Source organism: Pseudovibrio sp. W74 (assembly GCF_001623085.1).
In the GTDB taxonomy this organism is placed as follows: domain Bacteria; phylum Pseudomonadota; class Alphaproteobacteria; order Rhizobiales; family Stappiaceae; genus Pseudovibrio.
Genome location: NZ_LMCJ01000017.1, coordinates 527,109 through 539,741, shown reverse-complemented (window position 1 = coordinate 539,741; position 12,633 = coordinate 527,109). Strand labels below are relative to the sequence as shown.

Sequence of the window (12,633 nt, the reverse complement as noted above, 5' to 3'; positions counted from 1 at the left end):
TCGTTTGCTCACTCCACTGTAAACAGAGGCGATGTTGTTAAGGTGTATCGAAATGGAGAGATGTGATTAAAATGTCCCTGAAGGGGTGCAGCAAAAAAGCCGACCACGAGGCCGGCTTTCTGATGGTTATCATTGCAAGGAGCAGATCAGGTTTGTTGCATGAGAGCTGCGAGTTCTGCCTTGTGGTCTTCTTCCATCTTGGTCATGAGGCCTGAGATCACCTGACGGGCTTCGTCTGGCTGACACAAAGGGTCAGAGATGAAGTTGGTCTTCAGGAGCTCTTCTGCGGTGCCACGCACATCGATGTCCAGCAGGGTTGAGATATTGATGAACTCAACATAAGCAGTTTCGCCGCCCTTGCCGAAATGGCCCGGTGTGCCTGCAACGGCTGGGTCATCGGCCTGATTGAGCGCCTGATACTCAATGGTCTCACCGCGGCGCTCGATATCTCGAAGTTTGGAATGCATTGCAAAGCCAAGTGCGGCTGGTTCACCAGTATTTTGTGCACCAAATAAATTCTCGGCATGTTCGCCTGCGCGGTAGGTCATCTGACCAACGGCGAAGGTGTCCTGCTTCTCATTGGCGCGTGGTTTGTCTCCATCTTTGTGTGGAAGAGACAAAAGAGCTTCCGGAGCTGAATGGTCCGGAGTGCCAATAGTGACAGGATCAATACCGATTTTTGCAGCGCTGCCAAAGTCGACGATTTTAATCGCCTGACTTTCCTTGTCATAAAGGAGGTTGCCACCCTTTATGTCGCTGTGGCTGATGCCTGCCTGTGCCAGATGGTGCACGCCGCTCAAAACATCGCGCATAATGAACTGCACGGTGCCCCAGTACTGGGAGTGGCTGAGCTTGTTGTCTGTGTAAAGCTTTTCGGCAGTGGTAAAGAGCTTGCCTGCTTCGTAGCCTTCCACATGCTCAAGGGCGAGGCCCTGTACGCCCTGAACTTCCACGATGCCCATGCTTTTGACGATATTATCGTGAGGGCCGATCTGGGCAAGTTTGCTGTAGACCTGTGCTTCTTGCTGCAGGGCGTGCCAACCGGCTTCGGTGCTTGCGACTTTAAACGCGAAGGACTTGCCGTCCTGATTGACAAGATAAACGTCACCATTGGCCCCAGCACCAAGGCGCTTGGCGTTTTGCTCAAGCGCGGTGCGGTCTGCTTCAAAAGGGGCGGTCGCCTCCTGCGTTACACTTTCTGAACTGGTTTGGCTCGGTGGCTTTATCCGGTTTGCGAGCGTTTCAGTTGAAGCGGTGTCGAGGGGCTTCGTATTGCTTGTTGTTGGCGGTGTTGAGCCCTTTTGGGTCTCAACAGACACGCCGCGCGCTTCCAACTTCTCTGATTTTTTTGGCGCAGAGTTTTGTTGTGCACTTACGTCGTTCTGGAGTTGGCTCTGATCAACTGGAGTATGCTTGGGAGAGTTGACGGAATGCATGGGTGAGAGACCTTTACAGGCGAATAGACGTCGTGCTCCAGTCCGGTTCTACGGCTTTGGAGGTTTGGGTGGATTTCGTTTCAGAAAGCCGTGCGCATACCTGCTCGCGAATTTGCATCAGGTTGACCAGTGTGTTCTCCAGTGCAAGGTCATCTGTGAACCGGAGTGTGGCCTGAGCATTCAGTTGCAAGTCACCAGATTGAGACAGTCCGAGGAACGCTCCGCGAAGGAGGTCCACATCCTGATTGAGCTCCAAAGCCGCCTTCAGTGTGTTTTTATCTTCTGCAAGAAGGAGGCTGGTGCTTATATAAATGAGATCCGAGCTTTCATTGAGTTCGACCGACCAACGACTTCCGTTTGCTTCTTCAATAAGAAATAGTCCAGTATCAGGCTGGGTGGTCATACCCAGACGTCGTGCGAAAGCAGTCATTAGCTGGTCGTAGTGGGCTCGTCTCTCGTGCATGTTTTCGTAGTTTTCCCAAAGTGGTGCGCTGGTATCAACATTTACTCAGGAAGTGCCTCTTAAATCTGTGCCTTTTAGCACTAGCTTATGTTTTGTGATTTTTCGTGATCGAAAAAACGTCGCGGCAGCTGGGTAATGATGAACCAATTTCTTAGGGATAATGGGTAATAAATTTCTCAGAGCCTGACGAATAGGGAAATGGAGAGCTTTATGCATGAGTTATTGACACCATTGCAGATGAAGAAGGCAGATCGCCTGACCATCGAGGGTGGCTTTCCCGGTATTGAGTTGATGCATAATGCGGGCAAGGCTGTGTTTGAGGTGATGCGCCAGATTCTGCATCCCTATTCGCGGGTTCTTGTGTTCTGCGGCCCGGGAAACAACGGCGGAGACGGCTTTGTTGTTGCGCAGCTTGCGGACAATGAGGGCTTTAATGTTTCTGTCGGGCTGGTGTGTGACCCGGAAACTCTCGAAGGCGATGCGGAGCTTGCCTATGATGAGATGGATCTTGATTTAACCTCAATGGATAACATGCGGGCCGCGCTGGAAGAGCTGGGTGAGGACGACGTTGTTGTTGATGCCTTGTTTGGTGCGGGCCTCTCTCGACCTTTAGATGATGAAGTTCTGGCGCTGGTGCAGCACATCAATGACAGTCCGGCGCAATGTGTCGCAGTTGATCTGCCCTCCGGTGTGAGTGGCCGCAGCGGCGCTGTGCTGGGTGAGGCTGTGCATGCAGATATGACAGTGACGTTCTTTCGTGCCAAGCCGGGGCACTACCTTTATCCGGGCCGGGGACATTGCGGTGAGATCGTTATTGAGCAGATCGGGCTGGAGGATGCTGTCTTAGAGAAGATTGGGCCAACCGCTTTTTACAACTGCGACAAGATTTGGGGAGATCTTCCCGATCAGCCAGCTGTGGCAGGGCATAAATATAACAGGGGGCACACTGTTGTTGTGAGTGGTCCCAAGTTTGCCACTGGTGCGAGCCGTCTTGCTGCGCTGGGCGCACAGCGGGCGGGCAGCGGGCTTGTGACTGTGGTGGCGCGGGAGCAGGCGGCTCTGGTCCATGCAGCGCATCTGACGAGTATCATGATCCGCCCGGCTGAGCGTATTGCCGACTTTGAACGTATTTTGGAAGATGAGCGGCTCAACTCCGTGGTGATCGGACCGGCAGCCGGTATTGGCCGCGAGACGCAGGAGCGGGTTGCTGAGTGTCTTTCCGGAGCGCGCGGTGTGGTTTTGGATGCGGATGCGCTTTCGTCCTTTGAGGAAAAGCCGGAGCACTTGTTTGCCTACATTGCGGATTCTGACTGCGCTGGGCGTGTTGTGCTCACACCTCATGAGGGTGAGTTCCGGCGTTTGTTTCCTGATTTGTATGATCCCACGTCCACAGATTGCAAAGTGGAGCGCACCAAGAAGGCCGCGAAACAGGCTGGTGCTGTGGTTGTGCTGAAGGGGGCGGATACGGTGATTGCAGACCCTGAGGGGCATGTGTCCATCAATGCCAGTGGCACACCCTGGCTTGCAACAGCTGGGTCTGGTGATGTGCTGGCGGGTGTGATTGCCGGATATCTGGCGCAAGGACTTGGTGGCTATGAGGCCGCTGCGAAAGGTGTTTGGGTGCATGGCCGGGCCGCTGAAATTGCCGGAGCCGGGCTTATTGCGGAAGATCTGGTTTCGCATATTCCGGATGTGCTCACCGAGCTGGTTCAATTTTTGGGTGATTTTTAAAGCTTCCCCGCCCAAGGGATGGGTTTAGCTGCTGAGATATCTGGTGGGAATCATCAATATTTGTGATAATTGATCTACGAAACGTCATGCGTATCATTTAGTGAGACAAGCAATGCGATAGGCAGACGAGAGAAGGGGGAGGGTTGCGCGTAAAACGTGTGATCGTCTTCGCCTTCGGGACGATATTACGGATATTCTTATGAGCAAGACGACACAGCACTCTGCAGCACTCCGCCAGATCATCGAGGCGCTGGCACCGTTTAAAGACCATGATGCTAAAATGCAGGTCTCGACGGTTTTGACATTGCTTGAAATTGCCGTTCATCAGGAGGAGGGGGTGACGATCCATCCTCATGGCCTTCAAAAGAAGATTGGTTACCAATCAGGAACTGCGACCCGCAACATCTATTACTGGTGCGAAGGGCACAAGGATGTGCGTGGCGGACATAACTATGCCCGTGTTGAGGCGGATAAAACGGATGGTCGCCGCCGGGAGTTGTATCTGACCGAAAAAGGCGCGGCTTTTATGCAGCGGGTTCTGACGCCACTTTGTGAGTGAGCGGAGTGGCTTGCTGGCTGGCAATGCACGAGCCAGAAAAGAAAAAGGATGTGATGCGATCTCCTCCGTGAGAAATAAGCCCCGGATTGTCGTAATGCACAGTTTCATAGGTAGAAATGGCGTGGAAAACCGAGAACTGGGCATAAACAGCGTATTAGGTGGTTGACTTCTCTTAGGTTCCCATTTAGCTACCCCTCCAACGCGGCTGTGGCGAAATTGGTAGACGCACTAGATTTAGGTTCTAGCGGGAGACCGTGGGGGTTCGAGTCCCTCCAGCCGCACCATATCCCCGGTGATACGGTGCATAAATAAACGACCGTAGCTTATCGGAAACGGAAAAGTTGAGGGCGTTGTCGAGGTTCGGTTTATGCTCACCTTTTCGTCAGGCGGATAAGAGCTGAGGGATTTTCTCCCGAAGCGTTTTCCCCCCTTCGAAATTGGTGTTATGTTTACCGTGCTGGGACAAACCATATTGGTTTGTCGGTACGCGTCCTAAATCAAGGACGAAGCAAAGACCATGCAGGTATCAGAAACCCTGGCCGAGGGCCTAAAGCGCGAACTCAAAGTCGTTATCCCGGCGACGGATCTGGCGACCCGCCTCGATGAATATCTTAATGACATGAAGTCAAAGGTAAACATTAACGGCTTCCGTCCGGGTAAAGTTCCAGTTTCTCATCTCAAGAAAGTTCATGGCCGTCAGGCAATGGGTGAGCTGATCGGTAACCTGATCAACGAAACCACTGCTAAGACCATTGAAGAGCGCAAAGAAAAGCCAGCTCTTCAGCCAGAAATCGATCTTTCTGACGATGATGCTGAGAAAGTTTTGGCTGGTGAAGCAGATCTCGCTTACACCATCTCCTATGAAGTTCTGCCACAGTTCGACATCGTAGATTTCTCTGCGATTGAACTTGAACGCCCAATCGTTGAAATTTCCGAAGACGAAGTTGACGAGCAGGTTAAGCAGATCGCAGAAAGCAACCGTCCATTTGAAGCGCGCGAAGAAGGTGCTGCTGCTGAAGACGGTGACCGCGTTACCATGCATTACCTCGGCAAGCTTGACGGCGAGCCATTTGAAGGTGGTGAAGATGAGAACGGTCAGCTGGTTCTGGGTTCTGGTCAGTTCATTCCTGGCTTTGAAGAGCAGATCGTTGGCATGAAAATCGGTGACAAAAAAGTCATCGACGTGACCTTCCCTGAAGAATACGGCGCAGCAAACCTTGCTGGTCGCGCAGTTACCTTCGACATCGACGTTAAAGGCATTGAAGCTGCTGGCGAAGTTTCCATTGATGATGAAATGGCAACCAAGTTGGGTCTTGAATCCCTTGAGAAGCTGAAAGAAATCGTTCGTGGCCAGATTGAAAGCCAGTTCGGTGCAGCTACCCGTCAGAAAGTAAAGCGCGCTCTGCTGGACAAGCTGGACGAAGAGTACTCCTTCGAACTGCCTGAGAAGCTTCTGGAAACAGAATTTGATGGTGTCTGGAAGCAGGTTGAAGCTGACATGCAGCAGTCCGGTAAAACCTTCGAAGACGAAGAAACAACCGAAGACGACGCTAAAGCTGAATACCGTAAGATCTCTGAGCGTCGCGTACGCCTTGGTCTGGTTCTTTCTGAAGTTGGTGAGCAGAACAAAGTTCAGGTTACCGACGAAGAAGTTCAGAAGGCTCTGTTCGATCGCGTTCGTCAGTTCCCAGGTCAGGAACAGCAGGTGTTCGAATTCTACAAGAATAACGAACAGGCTCTCGCTTCCTTGCGTGCCCCAATTTACGAAGAGAAGGTTGTGGACTACATTCTGGAACTCGCGAAAGTTTCCGACAAAGTTGTGTCTAAAGAAGAGCTGATGGCTCAGGATGAAGACGAAGCATAATTGTTGGAATTACCCAAGAATTTCGGAAAGGGGGCCTTGTGCCCCCTTTTTCTTTTTTGACATCTTGAATTTTGAGGTGGAAAGCCGAAATATCTGAAGCCGTCTTAAGTGCATAGGCCCAATGTGGTCTTTAAGCTCCCTTATAATTGGGATAAGAGTATCGGGTCTTATGGAAACACTCCATAAACCTTGTGGCTTTACCTTTTGGCAAGTGCCTTTAAGACAAGGGCGACATCCCGTGGGTGGGCGTGGCGCTTTTTTCGACATAAGTTTCTTGCAGGCTTACCGGAATGCCGGATAAGTTACCGAGCTTTACGAAGCTTTCTGCATATTTAAAATGGATGACGCATGACCGATCCTGTTGAGTATTTCACGAACAGCCTGGTGCCAATGGTTGTAGAGCAAACCAACCGGGGTGAGCGGGCCTATGATATCTTCTCAAGGTTGTTGAAGGAACGCATTATCTTCCTGACCGGTCCTGTGGAAGATACTGTGGCTACACTGGTGTGTTCCCAGTTGCTTTATCTGGAAGCGGAAAACCCGAACAAAGAAATTGCACTTTATATCAATTCCCCGGGTGGTGTTGTGACCAGTGGTCTTGCTATTTATGACACTATGCAGTTTATCCGTCCGAAGATTTCAACTCTTTGTATCGGTCAGGCTGCAAGCATGGGTTCCTTGCTTTTGGCTGCTGGTGAAAAGGGTATGCGCTTTTCTTTGCCAAACAGCCGCGTCATGGTTCACCAGCCTTCCGGTGGTTTCCGCGGGCAGGCGGCAGACATTATGCTGCATGCACAGGAAATTCTTAAGCTGAAGCGTCGCCTCAATGAGATCTATGTTTCTCATACAGGTCAGACTCTTGACGCTGTTGAAGAAGCGCTTGAACGTGATAACTTTATGAGTGCAGATGCGGCGAAAGAGTTCGGTCTGATTGATAACGTTATCGAAAATCGCGAGAGCTTAAACGTTATCGAACCAGCTTAAAGCCGGTTTTTTAAAGTAACTCGTGCGCAAGTTTTTTTAACAGGGAATGAACTTTGCGTGCGAGGCTTAAAGGAATGTTGATTATTGCGAGCCAAATATCGCATAAGAGAATGGCTATTAGTGATTTCCAAAGCTTCCCTCTGGAAGCGGAACACAAAACGCGATAAGTCAGTAGAACGTCGCGGCGAAAGTATCGCTGTCGAACTAAGAATTCTAACAGGGGCTGTGTCCCTTGAAACGATGCGGGGTTATATCTCATGAGCAAAGCCAGCGGCAGCGACAGCAAGAATACGCTTTACTGCTCGTTTTGCGGAAAAAGCCAGCATGAGGTCCGTAAGCTGATTGCGGGTCCGACCGTATTCATCTGCGATGAGTGCGTCGAACTCTGCATGGACATTATTCGCGAAGAAAACAAATCCTCGCTTGTGAAGTCTCGTGATGGGATTCCGACACCTCAGGAAATTCGTGGTGTTCTTGATGATTACGTGATTGGTCAGGGCCGAGCCAAAAAGGTTCTGTCTGTAGCGGTTCATAACCACTACAAGCGCCTGAATCACGCCTCCAAGAACAACGATGTTGAACTTGCTAAGTCCAACATCCTTCTGGTTGGTCCTACCGGATGTGGTAAAACCCATCTGGCACAAACGCTCGCCCGAATTCTGGATGTTCCGTTTACGATGGCTGACGCAACCACGCTGACTGAAGCGGGTTACGTTGGTGAAGACGTTGAAAATATTATTCTGAAGCTACTTCAGTCCGCAGACTACAATGTTGAGCGTGCGCAGCGCGGTATTGTCTACATCGATGAGGTGGACAAAATTACCCGCAAGGCAGAAAACCCATCCATCACCCGTGACGTTTCTGGTGAAGGTGTTCAGCAGGCACTGCTGAAGATCATGGAAGGGACTGTTGCCTCTGTTCCGCCGCAAGGTGGTCGTAAGCATCCGCAGCAGGAATTTCTGCAGGTAGATACAACAAACATTCTGTTTATCTGCGGTGGTGCATTTGCTGGTCTGGACAAGATCATTTCTGACCGTGGTCGCAAAACCTCTATCGGCTTTGCTGCTTCTGTGCTTGCACCTGAAGATCGCAAGACCGGTGAGTTGTTCTCTGAGCTTGAGCCAGAAGATCTGCTGAAGTTTGGTCTTATTCCTGAGTTTGTTGGCCGTTTGCCGGTTATTGCAACTCTTGAAGATCTGGATGAAGACGCTCTGGTGTCCATCTTGAGTGAACCTAAGAATGCGCTTGTTGCGCAGTACCAGCGTTTGTTCGAAATGGAAAACGTAGAGCTGATCTTCCATGAAGACGCTCTGAAGGCAGTTGCCCGACGTGCAATTGAACGTAAGACCGGTGCTCGCGGGCTGCGTTCTATTCTGGAAGCAATTCTGCTGGAAACCATGTACGAGCTTCCTGGCCTTAAGGGTGTGAAGGAAGTTGTGATTTCCGGTGAGGTGGTCGACGGCGATGCGCGTCCTTTGTACATTTACGAGGATCGTGCGGAGAATTCAGCAACCAGCGCGTAAGGCGATGGGGACTGATGAGCCAGTAGGCTTCGCTCACGGGTATTGAGTTTAATTTGGGCGGTAACTTCTTGAAAAAAGTGCCGCCCATTTTTTGTCTCATGTGTCTAGCATGATGATGCGTATGAGTGTTCTGCGTAAACGCGAACCAAGACCGGGAAGGATGGTGTTCCAGCTTAAGTGTGAGGACGATCAAACGGTGTTATACGCTCCTGATAACAGGAAAAAAGCTTATAATATCAACAGATCGCTGAAAGACTTGGAAGCGGAGTGCTTGACACTTGGAGGCGGTGTCTCCACCTAATAGGTCTAGTTCGCAGCTTGGCGAATTTGTTTGTGCCCGTTTTGGGGCGAGTGAATTCGGCCCTCGAAATTCTACGAGTGCCCTAAGGGCCTTAGTCGATTTTTATGTTGCGCTTTTTCGTAGCTTTCGTTGGAAAGCTGCAATTTGAAAGGAATAGAGATGGCTGACAATGAAATGCGCCCGGAAGAAGAGACAGAAAACTCTGTTTTTCCTGTTCTCCCACTGCGCAACATCGTCGTATTCCCTCATATGATCGTGCCGCTGTTTGTAGGGCGCGAGAAATCGATCCGTGCTCTGGAAGAGGTGATGGAGTCTGACAAGCAGATTTTGCTTGCGACCCAGATGAACGAAGCGGATGACGATCCAGATACCGATCAGATTTACAAAGTCGGTACCCTTGCAACAGTTTTGCAGCTGCTGAAGCTGCCAGATAACACCGTAAAGGTTTTGGTTGAAGGCGGTGCACGTGCCGAAATCGGCAAGTTCACTGATCGCGAAGACCTTTATGAAGCAGAAGCCGTTATTCTTGATGAAGCTGGCGGTGACGAGGTTGAGGTCGAGGCTCTTGGCCGTTCAGTGATTTCCGAGTTCGAGAACTACGTGAAGCTGAACAAAAAGGTGTCTCCTGAGGTTCTCGGCGCTGTTAATCAGATTGACGACTTCTCGAAGCTTGCTGATACCATTGCATCCCACCTTGCTGTGAAGATCCAGGACAAGCAGGAACTGCTTGGCACTGTGGCTGTCACCGACCGCCTTGAGAAGGTGCTGGGCATGATGGAGAGCGAGATCTCCGTTCTGCAGGTGGAAAAGCGCATCCGCTCCCGCGTGAAGCGCCAGATGGAGAAAACCCAGCGCGAGTACTATTTGAATGAGCAGATGAAGGCCATTCAGAAAGAACTCGGCGATGGTGAAGATGGCCGTGATGAACTTGCTGAGCTGGAAGAGCGCGTTGCGAAGACGAAGCTGTCCAAGGAAGCTCGCGAGAAGGCGAATGCTGAGCTGAAGAAGCTCAAGCAGATGAGCCCGATGTCTGCGGAAGCGACTGTGGTTCGCAACTACCTTGACTGGCTGATCGGCATTCCGTGGAGCAGGAAGTCCAAGGTTAAGCATGACCTGACGCTTGCCGAGAAGGTTCTGGATACCGACCACTTTGGCCTTGAGAAGGTCAAGGAACGCATTGTGGAGTACCTTGCAGTGCAGAAGCGCGCGAATAAGCTGCGCGGCCCTATCCTGTGTCTTGTTGGCCCTCCAGGCGTTGGTAAAACGTCTCTTGGTAAATCTATCGCGAAAGCAACCGGACGTGAGTTTGTGCGCATGTCTCTTGGTGGCGTGCGTGATGAGGCTGAAATTCGCGGTCACCGCCGCACTTACATCGGCTCCATGCCGGGTAAAGTTATTCAGTCCATGAAGAAAGCGAAGAAGTCCAACCCGCTGTTCCTGCTCGATGAGATCGACAAGATGGGCATGGATTTCCGTGGCGATCCGTCTTCTGCTCTGCTTGAGGTTCTTGACCCTGAGCAGAACGGTAGCTTCATGGATCACTACCTCGAAGTGGAATACGACCTATCCGACGTCATGTTTGTGACCACAGCCAATACGCTGAACATTCCGGGTCCACTGATGGACCGTATGGAGGTCATCCGTATTGCTGGTTACACTGAAGATGAGAAGATCGAGATCTGCCGTCGTCACCTGTTGCCAAAGGCTGTGAAGAACCACGGTCTGAAGGATGGTGAGTTCGAAGTGTCTGATGGCGCTTTGCAGAAGACCATCCGTCTTTACACCCGTGAAGCTGGTGTGCGTAACCTTGAGCGTGAGATGAGCACTCTGGCCCGTAAGGCTGTGAAGGACATTCTGGTCAACGACAAGAAGACCATCAAAGTGGATGAAGAGCTGATTGAGGAATACCTCGGCGTGCCTCGCTTCCGCTTCGGTCAGGTTGAAGACGAAGATCAGGTTGGTGTTGTCACCGGTCTGGCATGGACTGAAGTGGGCGGCGAGTTGCTGACCATTGAAGGTGTCATGATGCCAGGTAAGGGCAAGATGACCGTAACCGGTAACCTGCGTGATGTGATGAAAGAGTCCATCTCTGCTGCTGCCTCTTACGTTCGTTCCCGTTCTGAGGACTTCGGCATTGAACCTCCGCTCTTCGAAAAGCGTGAACTGCATGTTCACGTTCCAGAAGGAGCTACTCCAAAGGATGGTCCATCTGCTGGTATCGCCATGGCGACAACTGTTATCTCCGTGATGACCGGCATTCCGGTTCGTCGTGATGTGGCGATGACAGGTGAGATCACACTGCGTGGCCGCGTGCTGCCAATCGGTGGTCTGAAAGAGAAGCTTCTGGCTGCTCTTCGTGGTGGCATCAAGAAGGTTCTGATCCCAGCGGATAACGCGAAGGATCTGGCTGATATTCCTGACAATGTGAAGAATGAATTGGAAATTATTCCAGTCGCTCGCATGGACGAAGTGCTTGAACATGCTCTTGTTCGTATGCCTGAAGCCATCGAATGGAGCGAAGAGGAAGAAAAGTCCAGCTCTGAAGCACTGGTCAAAGATGACAAGGGTTCAGGGGTCGTCGCACACTGAACCAGAGCGTCTGCTTGTGGATACAAAAGCCTCGGACAAGTTCCGGGGCTTTTTTTGGTTGATACTACACAGAAAATGGCCGTTTTCTGCGGTTCGCGGCTTGATTTGAACGCAATTTCGCACGAATGTCCGATTCAGGAGTGCAGCGCGAATCTAAAGCATTCCCCACGTTATTTTAGAAAGGGACTGTCATGAACAAGAATGATCTGATCGGGGCCGTTGCGGAAAAAACTGGCTTGACCAAAGCACAGGCAGGCGAAGCAGTAGAAGCATCTTTCGAAGCAATCACTGAAACCCTGAAGAGCGGCGATGAAGTTCGGATCATCGGATTTGGCAACTTTTCCGTTTCCGCTCGTGCGGCAACTGAAGGCCGTAATCCACGCACAGGCGAAACCATTCAGATTCCGGCTTCCAAGACGCCGAAATTTAAAGCTGGTAAAGGCCTGAAGGACGCGGTCAACGCCTAATTGGGCTTGTTCGTTTTGGGTTTAAAAGTCCCTGTTGTTCATTGGAGCGGCAGGGACTTTTTTTATGCGCTCATTTCTGATGGGTTGCCGGTTTTTTACTGTGACGACAAGCCTTTGTTTAATCAGGTAATTCACAGGATGGATGGCAGCTCCAAGTTTTTTGCTGGTAATGTCGTTTTTTTCAATCTCAGGCCTTGCCAAGGGTAGGGAGGGCGGCTAAATAGCTCCCCACGCCACACGGCGTACCACCCTGCGGGGGCGATTAGCTCAGTTGGTAGAGCGCTTCGTTTACACCGAAGATGTCGGGAGTTCGAGTCTCTCATCGCCCACCATTCCTCTTTGAGGATTTCAAGTCTCCCGGAGATCCGCGGAGGCTTTTTTGTTGTTTACTCTCCTGAAAATTACCGAGGACGGCGCTGTTAAGCTTAAGGCGGCGTTTCGGCAATTGGTTTCTCAAGGCTGTAGGGCAGGGTGCTAATCTGAGCGAAAACCAAAGGGTGATCTCAGGATCTTATAGCTAAGCTTGCTGCAATAGCCTGTGGAGCTTATTCGCTTAGCGTGCTCTCGTTTCGTCAATTTTTTGAGAGCTGCTTTGCCCTTAAATGAGTGAAATCCTGGTGTTCGGTTGGAAACAATCGTGTAGGACCTGCTCAAGAGCCGTTATTGCGCTGCTAAGTGTGCCGTAGATAACAGCTTGCATGACTGAGATCGTTTTT

The 12,633-nt window shown here is 51.0% G+C and carries 9 protein-coding genes and 2 tRNA genes; 9 read left to right on the top strand and 2 right to left on the bottom strand.

Annotated elements, in window-relative coordinates:
* Window positions 1-146: 146 nt before the first annotated feature.
* Window positions 147-1,436, bottom strand: a complete 1,290-nt coding sequence (locus tag PsW74_RS13775; protein ID WP_063289037.1) for a protein kinase — start codon at window positions 1,434-1,436, stop codon at window positions 147-149.
* Window positions 1,437-1,449: 13 nt separating this feature from the next.
* On the bottom strand, window positions 1,450-1,899 hold the full coding sequence (locus PsW74_RS13770; protein ID WP_208860435.1) for a type III secretion system chaperone: 450 nt from the start codon (window positions 1,897-1,899) through the stop codon (window positions 1,450-1,452).
* A 210-nt stretch (window positions 1,900-2,109) separates the two neighbouring features.
* Between PsW74_RS13770 and PsW74_RS13765 the strand changes: the two genes are divergently transcribed.
* The 9 genes from PsW74_RS13765 to PsW74_RS13715 all read left to right on the top strand — a co-directional run bounded on the left by PsW74_RS13765 (window position 2,110) and on the right by PsW74_RS13715 (window position 12,249).
* Window positions 2,110-3,630, top strand: a complete 1,521-nt coding sequence (locus tag PsW74_RS13765) for an NAD(P)H-hydrate dehydratase (protein ID WP_244271762.1) — start codon at window positions 2,110-2,112, stop codon at window positions 3,628-3,630.
* Window positions 3,631-3,829: 199 nt separating this feature from the next.
* A complete protein-coding gene (locus tag PsW74_RS13760; RefSeq protein WP_063289035.1) occupies window positions 3,830-4,189 on the top strand; it encodes a hypothetical protein in 360 nt (119 codons plus the stop codon).
* 201 nt (window positions 4,190-4,390) lie between these two features.
* Window positions 4,391-4,473: transfer RNA gene (locus PsW74_RS13755), tRNA-Leu, on the top strand.
* A gap of 233 nt (window positions 4,474-4,706) precedes the next feature.
* Window positions 4,707-6,053, top strand: a complete 1,347-nt coding sequence (gene tig / locus PsW74_RS13750) for a trigger factor (protein WP_063289034.1) — start codon at window positions 4,707-4,709, stop codon at window positions 6,051-6,053.
* 348 nt (window positions 6,054-6,401) lie between these two features.
* Entirely contained in the window at window positions 6,402-7,037 is a 636-nt protein-coding gene (gene clpP / locus PsW74_RS13745; RefSeq protein ID WP_063289033.1) for an ATP-dependent Clp endopeptidase proteolytic subunit ClpP, read from the top strand.
* Window positions 7,038-7,294: 257 nt separating this feature from the next.
* Window positions 7,295-8,560 (top strand): ATP-dependent Clp protease ATP-binding subunit ClpX, encoded by a 1,266-nt coding sequence (clpX, locus tag PsW74_RS13740; protein WP_063289032.1) that lies wholly within the window; start codon window positions 7,295-7,297, stop codon window positions 8,558-8,560.
* Window positions 8,561-9,020: 460 nt separating this feature from the next.
* Entirely contained in the window at window positions 9,021-11,450 is a 2,430-nt protein-coding gene (lon, locus tag PsW74_RS13730; protein WP_063289030.1) for an endopeptidase La, read from the top strand.
* Between the two features lie 191 nt (window positions 11,451-11,641).
* Window positions 11,642-11,917 (top strand): HU family DNA-binding protein, encoded by a 276-nt coding sequence (locus tag PsW74_RS13725; protein WP_008546789.1) that lies wholly within the window; start codon window positions 11,642-11,644, stop codon window positions 11,915-11,917.
* Between the two features lie 256 nt (window positions 11,918-12,173).
* A tRNA-Val gene (locus PsW74_RS13715) sits at window positions 12,174-12,249 on the top strand.
* The last annotated feature ends 384 nt before the right edge of the window (window positions 12,250-12,633 follow it).